General features: G+C 47.3%; 14 protein-coding genes. 2 read left to right on the forward strand and 12 right to left on the reverse strand.

Annotated features, from left to right (window positions below; translation table 11 throughout):
- Nucleotides 1-3 precede the first annotated feature (3 nt).
- Together addB and AC58PQ_RS10425 are read right to left on the reverse strand one after the other, a co-directional pair.
- The gene (gene addB, locus AC58PQ_RS10420; RefSeq protein ID WP_497241867.1) at nucleotides 4-3,534 is read right to left on the reverse strand and encodes a helicase-exonuclease AddAB subunit AddB; all 3,531 of its coding nucleotides are present in this window, start codon (nucleotides 3,532-3,534) and stop codon (nucleotides 4-6) included.
- A 396-nt stretch (nucleotides 3,535-3,930) separates the two neighbouring features.
- The gene (locus tag AC58PQ_RS10425; protein WP_497241868.1) at nucleotides 3,931-5,304 is read right to left on the reverse strand and encodes a class I SAM-dependent rRNA methyltransferase; all 1,374 of its coding nucleotides are present in this window, start codon (nucleotides 5,302-5,304) and stop codon (nucleotides 3,931-3,933) included.
- 120 nt (nucleotides 5,305-5,424) lie between these two features.
- Here AC58PQ_RS10425 and AC58PQ_RS10430 point away from each other — a divergent pair, with 120 nt between their 5' ends.
- Entirely contained in the window at nucleotides 5,425-6,459 is a 1,035-nt protein-coding gene (locus tag AC58PQ_RS10430) for a Na/Pi cotransporter family protein (protein ID WP_497241869.1), read from the forward strand.
- On the opposite strand, the gene deoC is transcribed toward AC58PQ_RS10430, so the two are convergent.
- The 5 genes from deoC to prmA all read right to left on the reverse strand — a co-directional run bounded on the left by deoC (nucleotide 6,422) and on the right by prmA (nucleotide 11,244).
- On the reverse strand, nucleotides 6,422-7,102 hold the full coding sequence (gene deoC / locus AC58PQ_RS10435) for a deoxyribose-phosphate aldolase (RefSeq protein WP_497241870.1): 681 nt from the start codon (nucleotides 7,100-7,102) through the stop codon (nucleotides 6,422-6,424). The two genes, AC58PQ_RS10430 and deoC, sit on opposite strands and share 38 nt — an antisense overlap.
- Nucleotides 7,103-7,351: 249 nt before the next feature.
- Nucleotides 7,352-8,686, reverse strand: a complete 1,335-nt coding sequence (gene mtaB, locus AC58PQ_RS10440) for a tRNA (N(6)-L-threonylcarbamoyladenosine(37)-C(2))-methylthiotransferase MtaB (RefSeq protein ID WP_497241871.1) — start codon at nucleotides 8,684-8,686, stop codon at nucleotides 7,352-7,354.
- A 5-nt stretch (nucleotides 8,687-8,691) separates the two neighbouring features.
- The gene (locus AC58PQ_RS10445) at nucleotides 8,692-9,459 is read right to left on the reverse strand and encodes a 16S rRNA (uracil(1498)-N(3))-methyltransferase (RefSeq protein ID WP_497241872.1); all 768 of its coding nucleotides are present in this window, start codon (nucleotides 9,457-9,459) and stop codon (nucleotides 8,692-8,694) included.
- Between the two features lie 128 nt (nucleotides 9,460-9,587).
- Nucleotides 9,588-10,259, reverse strand: a complete 672-nt coding sequence (locus AC58PQ_RS10450; RefSeq protein WP_497241873.1) for a site-2 protease family protein — start codon at nucleotides 10,257-10,259, stop codon at nucleotides 9,588-9,590.
- 10 nt (nucleotides 10,260-10,269) lie between these two features.
- Nucleotides 10,270-11,244 (reverse strand): 50S ribosomal protein L11 methyltransferase, encoded by a 975-nt coding sequence (gene prmA, locus AC58PQ_RS10455; RefSeq protein ID WP_497241874.1) that lies wholly within the window; start codon nucleotides 11,242-11,244, stop codon nucleotides 10,270-10,272.
- A gap of 210 nt (nucleotides 11,245-11,454) precedes the next feature.
- Here prmA and AC58PQ_RS10460 point away from each other — a divergent pair, with 210 nt between their 5' ends.
- Nucleotides 11,455-12,261, forward strand: a complete 807-nt coding sequence (locus AC58PQ_RS10460) for a glycerophosphodiester phosphodiesterase (protein ID WP_497241875.1) — start codon at nucleotides 11,455-11,457, stop codon at nucleotides 12,259-12,261.
- Between the two features lie 70 nt (nucleotides 12,262-12,331).
- Here the strand turns inward: AC58PQ_RS10460 and AC58PQ_RS10465 are convergent, their stop codons facing one another.
- The 5 genes from AC58PQ_RS10465 to AC58PQ_RS10485 all read right to left on the reverse strand — a co-directional run bounded on the left by AC58PQ_RS10465 (nucleotide 12,332) and on the right by AC58PQ_RS10485 (nucleotide 15,464).
- Nucleotides 12,332-12,607, reverse strand: a complete 276-nt coding sequence (locus tag AC58PQ_RS10465) for a hypothetical protein (protein WP_497241876.1) — start codon at nucleotides 12,605-12,607, stop codon at nucleotides 12,332-12,334.
- Complete coding sequence (locus AC58PQ_RS10470) at nucleotides 12,607-12,783, reverse strand: YfhD family protein (RefSeq protein ID WP_497241975.1); 177 nt, start codon at nucleotides 12,781-12,783, stop codon at nucleotides 12,607-12,609. Before AC58PQ_RS10470 ends, AC58PQ_RS10465 begins: the two co-directional genes overlap by 1 nt.
- Nucleotides 12,784-12,849: 66 nt before the next feature.
- Nucleotides 12,850-13,554 carry a hypothetical protein gene (locus AC58PQ_RS10475; RefSeq protein WP_497241877.1) on the reverse strand — a complete coding sequence of 235 codons (705 nt, stop codon included), beginning with the start codon at nucleotides 13,552-13,554 and terminating at the stop codon, nucleotides 12,850-12,852.
- 12 nt (nucleotides 13,555-13,566) lie between these two features.
- On the reverse strand, nucleotides 13,567-14,790 hold the full coding sequence (locus AC58PQ_RS10480) for an ABC transporter permease (protein ID WP_497241878.1): 1,224 nt from the start codon (nucleotides 14,788-14,790) through the stop codon (nucleotides 13,567-13,569).
- Nucleotides 14,787-15,464 (reverse strand): ABC transporter ATP-binding protein, encoded by a 678-nt coding sequence (locus AC58PQ_RS10485; RefSeq protein ID WP_497241879.1) that lies wholly within the window; start codon nucleotides 15,462-15,464, stop codon nucleotides 14,787-14,789. Before AC58PQ_RS10485 ends, AC58PQ_RS10480 begins: the two co-directional genes overlap by 4 nt.
- Between the last annotated feature and the right edge of the window lie 26 nt (nucleotides 15,465-15,490).

Below are 15,490 nucleotides of genomic sequence, written 5' to 3' on the forward strand. Positions count from 1 at the left end.
CCTTCACGGCCCGCTAACCTGCGCTGCCAGCTCAGTCCATACCTGATCCTTCGCACGCGGTCGAAAGACTTTAATGTCATTCCCTTCAAATAAGGGATCTATTTGACAAATCGCGGTATACGAACAATGTTGGCAAGCTGATTTTTTACCTAAACGATAAGGAGCGATATCAACATGACCATCTGTAATGTTCGTACCAATTTGTTTCACTTGTTTACGTACATAGTTCCGGAGCGTATCCCACTGCTCGTCCGTCGCAACCGATGAAGTGGAGTAGAAGCTTCCATCCTTTTTTAAAGCGACAGGAATGAGCTGAGAATGACCAGAGCTATGGATAAGCTCATCATCCATCAATCCAGCTACCTCAGCATCCGCAGTAACCAAGCCCTTCATTTTGAAACGTTTACGAAGCTCTTTCTCGACGGAGGCTGGATCCAGTGCATTTTTTTGCTGGAGCAACGGATTATGCACGTGGAAATAAAGCACGCCTGCCGGCTTTGCTTCAACACCTAGCCACGTCTGCGCATACGTAAGAATTACGTCCAAATACGTTAGCATCTGCAAGGATAATCCGTAGTACACTTCTGAAAGCTGTAAGGCCGTTTGACTGGATTTATAGTCAATAACCCTTAAAAGCACACCCTGCTCACCATCCGCGCGATCCACACGGTCAATACGACCGATAATTTCCATCGTACAGCCGTTTTCCAATTCAAATGTGAGTGAAGGCAAATCCTTGCCTGGTCCAAAATCAATTTCCAGCCCCAGGGGTTGAAATTGACCATGCTTCGCATGCTCGCCGAGTATGACTGCCGCCCTGCCAACCACTTGCTTAAGCTTTCTAGCAATATACGCATAGCGACTTGAACTCAGCAGAATTTCACCTTGAAGCCTCGGTGCGAGCTCGTCCACTACTTGTGCAGATCTCTCCATACATTGCTCTGCGGATAGTGAGCCCCAATCAAGCTGGTCCTGCTGAAGCTTCTGTACGAATTGATTCAAGGCTGCATGGAACAATTGTCCGATATCTGGAGCATCCAAGCGATACACGCGACGCTCCTTTAAGCGTAATCCATGTGAAACGAAGTGAGAGAACGGACATGCCACATACTTCTCCATGCGCGAAACACTGGCGCGTAAATGCTGACCATATAGCAGTTTGCTAGTTGAAGAGGTAAGCCCCTTCTCCTTATTCGTATATTGCAACGCCTGAACGAGAGATTGCAGCTTCGTCTGCCAAGCTGGTTGTTCCGCATACCAATTGTACGCATCCCACCATAGCTCTGACATACGTCCGCCTAGCATCCAATGCTTCATGCGAATAGCCAAATAGGAGATCGCTTGTGTCGGGTGCGAGAGATAGGCTGCTTGCTCACTTTCTGGCGATTCCACTGACGGTTCCGCAAGAAGTAGCGATTCTTCCGTCCCTGGAAAAAGCTGTCGCATTTGTCTCATCAGCTCTGAAGGCAATAACGATTTCCCTTCTTCATCAGCTAAAGGATAACTCATCCAAAGCCGCTTGCCCGGTACTGTCAACGAGGTATAGACGATAAATTGCTCGTCCAACAGCTTTCGGCGGCTTCCATCAGCCATTGGCAATCCCGAATCCATCAGAACACTTCGTTCCGCTTCTGTCAGCACACCTTTTTCAGCCATCTGCGCTGGAATAACCCCGTCATTTACACCTAAAATATACGCATACCGAATCCCGCTTGAGCGAGTTCGATCCATACTGCCGATCAGTAATTGATCCATCGAAGGAGGCACTAACCCCAGCTTCATGCTTTCCATCCCTGTTTCAATAAGGCCGTTAAACAACTCCAAGGAAAGCTCATCATCGCCCATGGTTTCCACCAATTGATCCAGCATATCCATCACACTGTTCCACATTTGACCATGTTCACGAGCCTTCTCCGGCTTTCCAGCAAGGGTTGCTTGCTGTGTCCATGCTTCTAGCTTCTCTGGCGCTTGAACCGTGACTAATAGCTCATAAACCGCTTCAACCTGAGCTTTAACTGTTCGTGCTTGTGCAAGACGATTAGATAGCGCAAGCAATGGACCCACGACCCATGATTTGCTCGTATTTAGCGCTAGAAGCTCCGCTGTTTGTTCATTCATCTGATCTTCTGCTTGCTCCAAATTGGCACGAAACTGATATGTCCATGGCTTACCATCCGTCCATCTATAGCCTTGAATCCCGAATGCAAGCACATAATTCTCTAATTTATCAAGCTCAGTCCTTTGAGATGTCGCATCATGCGGCAGTAATAAATCCGTTTTGATACAACGGAACACCGCATCATAATGCCAATTATGCTGTATAACCTCCAGCGCAGACCGAATGAATTCCACGAGCGGATGATGAAGTACCGACCGCTTCTGATCAAAAAAGTGAGGGATCTCATAATCCGTAAGCACCATGTTTAGCAGATCCTGATAGCCTTCCATATTCCGCACCATAATGGCCATTTCGCGCCATCGTACGCCGTGCTCTCGAACTAGCTGCAGCATGTCGCGCACTGCGCCTTCAACCTCCGCACGGCGATGAACAGCTTCCCTAATAACGAGCTGGTCGGCTATCTTCTCCCCTGAGGAAGTCTTATATCTAGGCGCTCCCCCGCCAATTCGACGATCAAAATTCTGCTCCAAATAAGCAAGAGCAGGACTATCTTCGTATCGCGGCGAACGATCTGGTGCAAGCCTAAGAATCTCAGCCGCACCAAGGCCTAGCTGCCAAATCATCTCTTGCAAGCGAACCATTGTCGTAGCCGTGGGATGGAATAAATCCAATTCATCCGGCGTATCCCCCGCCTGCAGTTCGCGATCCAGACATAACGTGATCGTCACTTGCTTACAAGCAGCAAATAGCGACCCAAGCACCTTGAATTCTTGTGGTGTAAAACCATGAAATCCATCGATCCAAACCGAAGCTGAACGCAAATAAACGGAGCTTGGCACTTGCGCAGCAAGTAGCGTCAAGTAATCCTCGCCGTCCAAATACTGCCCTGCTAGCTCAGCCTCAAACTGCCGATACACCAATTGAATATCGTGCATTTTATCGCGTAATAAGCCGTGTTCTCCTAGGTTAGTAACCCGTTTATTTTCATGTGTCTCTAGCTGATCAGCCGTCACACAATAGCGTTTCATTTCAGTAAAAAGCTGATTAAGTCGGTCAACAAACCCCATTTGCTCAGCTGAGTGTCCGAATAGACGAAGCTTATCTTTGTATTTATGTAAAATGCTCGTTAACAGCAATTTCTTACCTGTATCATCAATAGGCAGTCTTGCTGTGCCGCCTTCTTCTTGCATCACGCGCCAAGCTAAACGGTGGAAGCTAAGTACCTGCGCGCGGATCATCCCACGAATACTAGGATCTGATACAAGCGCATGTTCTGCTTGAAATGTGGCTTGTTCTGGGACGAGTAAGATCAGCGGATCACCTTCAGGCGCTGATGCCAACTGCTGCTTTATTTCCGTCAAACAGCGTTCACTCTTGCCGCTCCCGGCTCTACCAATTATGAAACGAATGGACATCCAGGGCCTCCTAACACTTTCCGTCGGAAAGCTTGCTTCGTAAGCAATTCTCGTTTTCTATCTTTCTATTCTAGCATATTTCTGGTGATGAGTCGGCGTGGTAGATGATGGAGGGGGATTCTGATGGATGTATTCCGGGTAAAATACGAACATATATTCTATTATTATAGCACGGAAAACAAAAAACGAAAAGCATCAAACCGACGATTTGGACTATCCTCTGACACACACGGATTAGTCCAGAGTTAGTCGATTTATCGACTAACTCTGCCCGTGAAGCGCTATTTTTCTCGAGTTAATCGAATTTTTCGATTAACTCGAGAGAAACCCGCTAACTCGCACAAAAAAGCAAAGCTAGAATTACCCAGCTTTGCGTATTTATCAAAAACTTTATGTTTATTTGCTTCGCACTTCAAAAATCGCAAATTTCAAATAATGTCCTTCATCCACGCCTAGAATGCGCGGGTGGTCCATCCCTGCTCCACGAAACTCAATCAAGCGCAACATTTTACCTGCATCTGTTGCTGCCGCATGGATCGTCTCAAGGAACAATTCAGGATGCATGTGATAGGAACAGCTTGCTGTGACGAGATATCCACCCTCATTAACCAGCTTCATACCATGCAAATTGATATCCTTATAGCCGCGGCAAGCTCCTTCAACGGCGCTTTTCGTCTTAGCGAAGGCTGGAGGATCGAGAATAACGACGTCCCAAGTCCGTCCACCGGTACCAACAGGCTTTGAAGTGTCTACTTTTGCTTGTCCTGCAGCGCCTGCCGAAGAGCGAAGCTTACGCTCATCCAAGCCTTTCACTTGCGTACGCAAGTATTCAAAGGCGTCCGCGACAACGAATTCGACACGATCCTCGAATCCATTCAGAGCAACATTCGTACGTGCACTTTCGATGGCATGCTCCGAGATATCGAGACACGTCACTTTTTTCGCGCCGAATTGACAAGCATTCAATGTGAAGCTCCCCGTATGCGAGAAGCACTCGAGCACAGACGCTCCGTCCCATAGCGGGAACGTCACTACTTTACCATTTGCATTCACAGGAAGCATTTGTGTTACGCCATTTTCTTCGATTTCCGTCAAATTGATGCCGCTGCGGTGACCCCAGCCAGTCATCAGTGGCGCGATCGCTGCGCGATTCTCACGTTGGTCGAAGAAGTATCCCGTTTTCTGTCCTTCCTCAATATCAACACGGATGCGTAGCCCATTTTCTAAAATATCAACATGCTTCGCACAATCTCCGTAGAGAAGACCTTTCGTCTGTTTCAGACCTTCCAGTTCTCGAATGGAAACGTCACTTCGCTCATAAATCCCTGCCGGCTTCATGACTTGTACCAGGGCTTCCACAATATTGTCTCTACAGCGGTCCATCCCCAAGGTTAAAAGCTGAACAACAAGCGTGTTCTCGAATTTATCAACAATCAGTCCTGGCAGGAAATCGGCTTCCCCATACACCAAACGATAGGACTGAGCTCCTTTCACAAAACGCTGACGATGAAGGAAACAACGTGTAAAACGCTCAACGAAAAAGTCTGTCGTCATCGCCTCAATCGGGCTATACGATACAATACGTACCGTTAGCTGAGAAGCAACATTGTAATAACCAGTTGCTAGATACTTGCCGAGATGGTTTTGAACGGAAACAAGCTGTCCAGGTACAATGTCACCATCCGTGCGCTCAATTTCAGTCTTATACACCCATGGATGTCCTTGCTCCAAGCGGGGTTTGCGTTTCTTATGTAAAAATACTACTGCCATGTTTTTTAGCCGTCCTTTGCGTGAAACCGTTCACCTATACCATCTGGCTTGTCATGCTTGTCTGTACGGTCACATATATTGGTTGAAAACGTCGTACACTCACGAAAAGGAGATCCTTTCATGATTCATGCTATTATACTGCCTGTTGTCACAGGCTTTATCTTATTTCTGTTCGGGATGAAGCTCATGGAGACCTCGCTTCAGACCTGGGCAGGCCCTCGCCTCCAGCTGTGGCTGGAGCGGTTTACCCGAACACCGGTGCGCGGCCTCATCACCGGCACCGTGTTGACAGCGGCGCTGCAGAGCAGCACCGCGATCACAGTCATCGCCATCGGCCTCGTCGGCGCCAGCGTCCTGTCCTTCCCGAGAACACTAGGCGTGATTCTCGGAACGAACATCGGCACGTGCCTCACCACTGAGCTGATCGGGCTCAGCTTGGGTGGCATCGGCGTGCCGATCCTGATCGCCAGCGCCAGCGTCTGGCTGGCGAGCTGGCTGGCCGGTCCGCTGCCTCAGGCAAGCGGACCACGATCACACGCGGCGCAAACGCCTGTCGCGGCAACACGACTGACCGCCGCACCACACGGCGGTCGCCAGTGGGTGCGCAGCGTCCGCTACGGCTCGCTGGCGGCGGCCGGCTTCTCGCTCGTGCTGCTCGGCATCGAGATCATGCAAACCATCGGCCCTGCGCTGCAGTCCCGCGGTCTCTTCACCTGGTTCGTCCACCAGGCGCAAACCAGCCTGCTCTGGGGCATCCTCGCAGGCGCAGCGGTGACCGCGCTCGTGCATAGCAGCGCCGCCGTCATCGCGATGGCGATGGGTCTTGCCGCTGCCCAAGCCATTCCCGTCGAGCTTGGGGTTGCGATTACCATTGGCGCCAATGTCGGCACCTGTGTCACCGCACTGATCGCCGGGATGAGCAGCTCACGCGCCGGGAGATACGTCGCCTGGTCGCATGTGCTGCTGAATGTCGGAGGCGCGATCCTCTTTTACCCTTTTATCCACGTGCTCGTTAGTCTTTCAGCACTCCTTGCAGATGACGCTGCTTCACAGATTGCCCGTTCTCAAACTATTTTCAATATCGTGGGGTCCCTTGTCGCCTTGCCACTCTGCTATCTTAGTATGTGGAAGCGCCTTGAGTTCCGTTCACAATAGCTACGCCTGAGCTCGTGCCCAATCTCGTTGCACCCGCTTCAATCATCGCAATTGCCGTCTCTACATCACGTACACCGCCTGATGCTTTTACACCAATGGTGCTGGATACGTTTTGGCGCATCAAACGAACGTCTTCAACGGTTGCTCCACCCGGGCCAAAGCCAGTCGATGTTTTCACGAAATGAGCACCCGCTTCTTCTGAAAGACGGCATGCAGCAGCTTTTTGCTCATCATTCAGGAAGCCCGTTTCCATGATCACTTTGACGATGGCTTTCCCTTTTACCGCATCCACAACTTGCTTAATATCTGAACGAACAGCATCCAATTGTCCTTCCAAAAGCAAACCAATGGGCAATACTGTATCAATTTCAGCCGCACCGTTCTCAACAGCCTTAGCTGCTTCGAAGGCTTTCACTTCACTCAAGCTCGCGCCAAGCGGAAAACCAACCACAGCAGCAACCTTAACACCCGTTCCTTCCAAAGCTTTGGCAGCTGTTGCTACAAATTGTGAATTCACACACACACTGAAAAATTGATGTTTCGCAGCTTCCTCACACAATTTGTGAATCGCAGCTGTGCTCGCCTCTGCTTTCAATAGGGTATGGTCGATATAGCTAGCAATTTCTTTCGCGTTTAGCGTCATTTTCGAAGCACCTCATCTTAATTTAGTCATTACAATCCATTCGTACAGACTCCCATGTAATCGAGAAAACCTCTAACGCAGTCATTGAGAAAACCTCTATCGAGGCCATTCAATGATGAGCGACCGCGTTTAGAGGTAGGTTTTATCGCCAATATGAAAGCAATTTTCGGATACCGAAACCTTATACTTTCCTATGTGTTCAAAAGGAACGACCACGAGTATAGGTGGGTAATTGCCTTACTACTTCACTTACAAATTCACTACGCCTTCAAGAATGCGCACGAGTTGCCCCTTGCTTTCATTCACACCAGCTTCGGTTACTTTCACACGGCATACTTGACCGATCATTTCTTCTGAGCCTTCAAAAACTAACTGAACATAGTTATCCGAGTAACCACTGTACAAGCCGCTATCAGGAGCACCTTTGTATGTGCGCTCTGGAATGACTTCCAAGACTTGCCCAACAAATTTTTGAGCATAAGCCAATTGCATTTTCTCGGAAAGATCAATAAGTTCGTGAACACGCGCATTTTTGATTTCTTCATCCACTTGATCCTCCATCCGCGCAGCAGGCGTACCTGTCCGCTTGGAATAAGGGAAAACGTGCATTTCGGAGAACTTCATTTGCTCCATGAACTTGTATCCATCACGGAACATTTCTTCCGTCTCTCCTGGGAAACCAACAATAACATCCGTCGTGATAGCCACATCTGGCATAATCTCGTGAAGGCGCTCAATTTTACGAGCAAATTCAGCAGTCGTATATTTCCGACGCATCCGCGCGAGCACCTGATCATCGCCTGCTTGCAACGGAATATGAAGATGTCTGCACATTTTGTCTGAGGATTTCAGAACTTCAATCACTTCATCTGTAATTTGGCTAGCTTCAATGGAGGAAATCCGAATGCGCTTCAAGCCTTCGACTTTATCCAGATCCTTCAACAGCTTCGCCAAGCTGTAATCTTCAATATCTTCGCCATAGCCCCCAGTATGAATACCTGTGAGGACGATTTCCTGATAACCAGCAGCTACCAACTGCTCCGCTTGCGCAATAACGCTTTGCGGCTCACGACTGCGCATTAGCCCGCGCGACCAAGGAATAATGCAGAACGTACAGAAGTTGTTGCAGCCTTCTTGAATTTTCAGAAATGCCCGCGTACGATCGGCAAAATCAGGAACATCCAATTCTTCGAAAGTCCGTGTTTTCATAATGTTTCTAACCGCATTGATCGGTTGACGATCCGACTCAAATTGCTTCACAAGTGGAATGATCTTCTCGCGATCCTGCGTCCCGATGACCATATCTACACCTGGAATTGCCATAATTTCAGCTGGTGACGTTTGAGCATAACAACCTGTTACAGCAACAATTGCTTCTGGGTTACGACGAATCGCGCGACGAATCATTTGGCGACTTTTCTTATCCCCTGTGTTGGTTACCGTACATGTGTTAATCACATAGACATCTGCTGTATTTTCGAAATCAACCTGTTCATAGCCCTCATTCTTGAAAAGCTGCCAAATTGCTTCTGTATCATAAAAGTTTACTTTACATCCCAGTGTATGAAACGCTACCGTTGCCATTGTGCTTATCCTCCCATTTCTCCGGTTTCATAGAACAGACACGTAAGGCCCACCATTGCTGCCGTCTCCGTCCGTAAAATGCGATTCCCCAGCGAAACCGAGCGAAAGCCAGCCTCTTCAGCTTGCTTAATTTCTTGCTCTGTGAATCCGCCCTCGGGGCCAACTGCAATCAATACTTGCTTACCTGCTCCTAATTGACCTGTCGCTAGCGCTGCCTGTATAGCAGGCTTCAGCTGCTGACCGTCTTCTTTCTCATAACAAATCCAAGCGACATCTGCTTCCTTCGCTCGTTGCAGCAGTTGCTTCCACGAGTAGACGGCTTCAATCTGCGGTACACGGTTGCGATGGGCTTGCTCTGCTGCTTCCTTTGCGATTTTCTGCCAGCGCTCCGTGCGTTTAGCTTCTTTCTTCGCATCATATTGCACAATCGTTCGTTCCGATAAAAAAGGAAGAAACCGGGCTGCCCCGATCTCGGTCCCTTTTTGAATAATAAGCTCCATCTTATCGCCTTTCGGCAAGCTCTGCGCAATCCACACGTCAACAGCCGCTTCCGCGTCCATGGATAGCTCCTCCACGATTTCTGCGGTAACAGATCCCTTGTCTAACTGAGTGATACGAACGAGCACCTCGCGGTCCACACCATTGCTGCAGATGACTTCATCGCCTACCTCTGCACGCATGACGCGACCCAGATGATGGGCGTCGTCTCCCTCAATGGTGACTGTTTGTGTAGCAGCATGGAACTGCTCTAGCGGTAGAAAATAACGCTGCATAGTCAAAGCCTCTCTATCTACGTTCATTTGAACTTCATTCGAATATCTCTACGTAGTACGTCTAACTTCCACACACCATCATACCTCGTTTGTACGGGAAAATCTATATGGAACTGTCTGGTTAGAGGTTACGTGCCTATTATGCTCGTAATCACGTTATAAAAATGTCTAACTATGTCATTCCCCAAGCTTAAATAAGGGTCAAGAGTCACACGGCGCAATGGTCCAACGAATACAACCAGGAGAAAAATAACAGATGCCCATTGTTCAAATTTTTGAACAGCTTCCGTATATCTGAAATCAACCAAATCTTGAATAATTCGATAGCCATCAAGTGGGGGGATTGGAATTAAATTAAATAAAAACAGTGTGATATTAATACTCAGCATTTTATTTAAGAACTGAACAATTGCATCTCCACTACCTTTTGACATTCCACCGAGCCAGCCATACTTCTCAAATAGCACAGCGATAACTATGGTAATAAAAGCCAAAATCAAATTACTAAGCGGTCCCGCCGCGGTCACTATAATCCCATACAAGCGAGGACGTTTGAAATTCCCACGGTTTACTGGGACGGGCTTGGCCCAACCAAAGCCGGCAATCAAAAGCATAATTGTCCCGAAAAGGTCCAGATGTACCATCGGGTTCAAAGATACACGGCCAAACTGATATGCCGTAGAATCACCTAATTTATAGGCGCTATATGCATGCGCCCACTCGTGCAGTGTAAAAGAAATAACTAAAGCCAAAATCACAAACGGCAACGTATTCCATTCGTAAAATAATAAGCCTCCCATGAGCCAACACCTACAGCTTTCTAGCTACGATCACAACCCAATTCGAATCATAGTTTTTCTCTACGATCGTGAATTTAGCTGCAACCAGTGCTTTTTCTACATCCGCTTCTTTGTTCGTAATGATACCTGAAGTTATGTAATAACCGCCTTGCTGCAACACCTCGTACACGTCATCAACGAACATGACAATGACCTCAGCCAAAATGTTCGCAACTACGAGCTGAACGGGAATCGTAACACCTAACCCTGCGTCCCCTTCGGACTCGCTTTCTTTTAGTACGCCAAGAAGATCGCTAAGTTTCACTGTAATGTTATCTTCGAGTTGGTTCTGCTTCGTATTATCCAATGCACTCGTAACAGCTACGGGATCTAGATCCACGGCAAGTACATGCTTCGCCCCAAGCTTAGCTGCTGCGATGGAGAGAATACCAGAGCCGGTTCCCACATCAATGACGTCGTCTCCAGGCTTCATTACTTTTTCCAATGTTTTCAAACAAAGCGATGTCGTTGCATGTGTCCCCGTTCCGAATGCCATGCCTGGATCTAACTCCAGGATAATTTCACCCTCGGATGCCGTGTAGTCTTCCCATGTCGGTTTAATTGTTAAGCGATCGGATACACGAATCGGTTTGAAATACGTTTTCCATGCATGTGCCCAGTCTTCATCATCGACTTCGACAACAGCAAATGTTGGGTTCCCCGTATCAATATCAAATTCTGCCAGTTGTTCAACGGATGCCTTCAAGTTAGCCAGAACAGGCTCCATGTCCATGCCATGGTAGAAGTAACCTTTGATCACGGCTCTTCCCTCAGGGATATCGTTAAATGGCTCTTCATATAATTGACCAAACGAAGTATCTCTTTCTTTATTTAAGGTACCTGATTCCTCGATGGAAACACCACCAGCACCTAATTCATGAACAAAATTGGTTATCATTTCTATCGCTTCTTCTGTTGTATGTACAGTTAATTCCTGCCAAAGCATCTGTATAGCTCCTCCTGTCGGTTATTCCCTATGTAAATCTAACCAATTGGTCTATTTTCACCAAAGAATATTGTACTACACTTCGCTTCTGGGGTAAAATGAAGTCATCAATGTAAGCGCTATTTTTTATGAATCCTAACAAATTTCTAATAAGTTCATGCTACATTAAAAAAGTCATCATATTATTTATCGTACGAACGGAGACATCTTATGCGCAAAACACTCATGGTCCTACCTGTTTTCCTTACATTGGCACTGATCGCCCCCCTTACTACCTCTACTTTGCTTGCTGATAACTACAGTCAGGTTACGGCACATCGCGGAAGCTCTGAAGACGCGCCTGAGAATACCTTAGCTGCTTTTCATCGAGCCATCCAAGATCATGCAGGATTTGCCGAGCTGGATGTTCAAGAAACCGCAGATGGTGTCGTTATGCTCATGCATGATGACAACGCCTTTAGGACGACAGGTATTAACAAAAATATGTGGGAAGTCACCTCGAATGAGCTTAAAAATGCAAGTGCAGGAAGTTGGTTTCACAAAAATTTCAAAGATGAGCATGTCCCAACCTTAGACGAAGTGATTACGCTAGCCAAAGGCCATCTCAAGCTGAACATCGAAATGAAAAATAACGGCCACGGCGTTCAACTTGCTCAGAAAACAGTTGATCTCATTCAATCGCATGATTTTGTTAAAGAGTGTACCGTAACCTCCTTTGATGCCAAGCTGCTCCATGAAGTGAAAGCGCTTAATTCCTCGATTAAAACTGGCCTAATCGTTGGCCAAAAGACCGAGGGACTTGATGAGCTTATGAAAAGCTCTGACTATGAAGTTATCTCAGCGGCGTACCCGCTTGTTAATGAAGATTTCATGCGGTTAGCCGAAGATCACCATAAAGAAGTGTATGTCTGGACTGTGAATGACACTAGGACGATGAGGCGAATGCTTGCCCTTGGTGTTTCGAGCATCATAACAAACCAACCTGATAAGCTCGTCAAATTGATGAGCGTTGAATAAGTATTTTATAGTTAAAGCACCTGTCCCATCGACCCTAAACAAGAGGTCCATTGGAACAGGTGCTTCTTCGTTACATCATGCCACCCGCAGTTTCAATCACACGGACGGCTTGCTCATAGATCCCCTCATCGATCACAGCTGCTAGTACAATATCTAGTCCAACCGCATCGATCTCATGATCTTGACTTATCATACTATCGGCCATTGCACTCTCAAAACCACTGCCGATATCATTCATAAAGCGGTCAACCCGCACATCCACTGCTCGCAAGGCTTTCAACTTGGAAGCAACGCCTTCAGCTTGGTCGGGGGAATGAAAATAGGCAAGAATCCCTCTTTCACCCATTACTGATCTTCCTGTCGATCATCCGCCGCTTGCGCACGCTGCGCAGCCTCGAAATCATCCTTATCTGCTACTTCTGCTGAAAATTCAACATCTTCTTGCTTAGCAACTGGCAGGTTGCTCTGATTTTGGTTATTTTGCTTCTGATTCATGTATCCATGCCTCCTGTAACCGTGAATTCTTAAATGAAAGCCCCGTTTATCGTTTGCGAACCGACACTATTTTATGCAACCGTTCAATTCGATTTATTCCTTTATTTTCTCAAAAGTAGCCTCATATAAACGAAACATCGTTTTATAGCCTGATTCGTCAAGCTTAATCCCTACATCGAGCTTCCCTGTGATCAATAGTGGACCAGAGGTGTATCGCAGTTTGATAGCATCAGGCACATAAACAATCATAATCTTATTCCAGTACGTCTCATCGCCATTATCGAAAGGACACTCTGCACCTGGCTGCGGAATCAATAGAAACCAATGTTTATCAAAAGAGAGTACTTCCCCCATAAAGCCTTTGATCTGGACAGTCTTCCCGTTCATATCCCAAAACTTATTGGAAGGTGTATCTTGCTTAATCGTATCGAAAAACTCAGCCCATTTAAGCTCAGAGGACAGTTGGGTTGGTTTCGATTTTGGTGTTGCGGCAGGCTCCGTCGGTTTGGATTCGATTTTCGCTGGGGAAGGCAATGGGGGAAGTGACTGCACCACGGTAGCCGATGAAGCAATCTCTTGTACAGCAACTCTAGGGCTTGGAGTCGCAATAGGTGTTTGGTTAGGTGTCCCCTTGGGGGACACACTGCTGCTCGGTGTTGAAGATACGACTGTTTCCACATTCGATTCGATACTTCCGAAAGACTGACCCGTCATCTCAACTTCCTTTTGACCACAACCCGAAATGATAACGAACATGGCAAACAAACTCAGCCCCGATATTTTATGTCTATTTTTCATCCTAATATCACCTCAAGACCGAAATAATTGCAAGGGATCTACACGATATGCTTGAATTGCGGGTCCCACGGACGCCAAAACGGCAATCAGCAAAGTAAACACGAGCAGCAACGACTCCCCAGGTATATAAGACCATGCCTGTATTTGTAGACCTGTATGTGCAAAAACCGCATCTCGGCTCGCATAACCTCCGACATGTCCGAGAACAAGTCCCAAAACTAAGCCAATCAAGGTTAATATGACGCCTTCCCCGATCAGTGATAACCAAACGAACTGCTTCGATTTCCCTATAAGACGAAGCAAAGCTACGTCTCGTTTGCGTTCATGTACCGCTGCAATCAGCGATAATAGAATCGATCCCGTTGCGAGCACAATGCATATCACGGTAACGAACTTTACCGCTTGTGTTCCTTGATCAATGACATTTACAACATCAGCAACGGCTTTGCTCGTATAGACAGCCTGCACATTGTTGTAATGTGCGAACGTCGTTTTGATCGACTGTGCGCCCAAGAGTGATTTCGGCTTAACGACGATCGCTGTAATATCTCGCTCGCCATCTTGCTGATTTTCGTGAACAGCCCAGGCATAGTCTAGGGTTGAAAACACAGCCCGATCATCCGACGTGTGAAGTGGCGGCAATATACCCACTACCCTATAAGTAAAGGCACGATGGTGTTCCTCTTCCTCTGAGCCGTTACTATCGTCAGTTTCCTCCTCCTCGTCCAAACCTTTAATAAGCCCGTGTGCACCAATAAAAGTGTCTCCTACATGTAGACCAAGTGAGCTCGCCACATAGGAGCCAACGATGGTCTCCCCTAGCTTTCCGTACAACTTACCTTGAGCCATTTGTTTGGCTGCGCCATAGCGTGTTATGAAATAACCGGGTTCCATGCCGATAATCGGAAAACCATTGTAATTATCCCCTGTGGTCATGGCATATGCCGACTCCACGAACTCATTTTTACGTACATCTTCTAAAATCGTTAGAGGGATATTGCCTGTAGGCGCACCAATATGGTAGTAGGTATTAAGTGCAAGCTGTGAAGCGCTGCCTTTAGCACCTATAGAGACTTCGAAGGGACCGTAGCCTTTTTCAGCTCCTTGCTCTACGCCTTGGCTACATAACAGAAGGAAAACAACGAGTGCTGCTGTAATTGCCACAGAGCAGATGGTCAAAAGTGACAAGATTTTGCGATGCCATATTTGGCTCCAGAGTAAGGAGATTAGTTTCATATCGGAACACTCCTTAGTAAATCATTCAGCTCTTGCATATAAACACGTTTTGGAAACATTTCAGCGATATGCCGATCATGCGTGACCGTCAGTAAGGTTAATTGCTCATCCCTGCAAATCTCAAGCAGCAAAGACATCATTTCACTCGCCGTCTCCCAATCCAAGCTGCCTGTCGGTTCATCCGCTAAGAGAAGTGGAGGCTTTGCTATTAACGCCCGAACGATAGCGGCTCTTTGCTGTTGACCTCGAGATAATTGAGAAGGAAGATGCTGCCCACGATCCTGCAAACCTACACGTTTGAGCCAATTATCGAGCTTCTCCGCTCTCTCCCGCTTCGTCCAGGTACGCGGCATGATTAATTCGATGTTTTGCCTAATGGTTAGCGAAGATATGAGATGAAAATCCTGAAAAATATAACCGATATTCTCCGCACGGAAGCGATCTCGTTTACTTTCGGTGAGAAGATGAACGGGGTGATCAGCCACCCATATCTCACCCTGATCTGCCGTTATGACACCGCTAAGCAGATGTAATAACGTGCTTTTCCCACAGCCGCTCGCTCCCATCAGCGCAATTCTTTCGCCTTTTTGAATCTGCCACTCCGCTACCTGTAAGATAGGCAAGCTTTGGCCATGCAGTCGGAAAGATTTCGATATTCCCTGAAGTTTGATCATGCAAACACCCCTCGCTTCCATTCGAT

This window comes from Paenibacillus sp. J22P143, assembly GCF_059692035.1.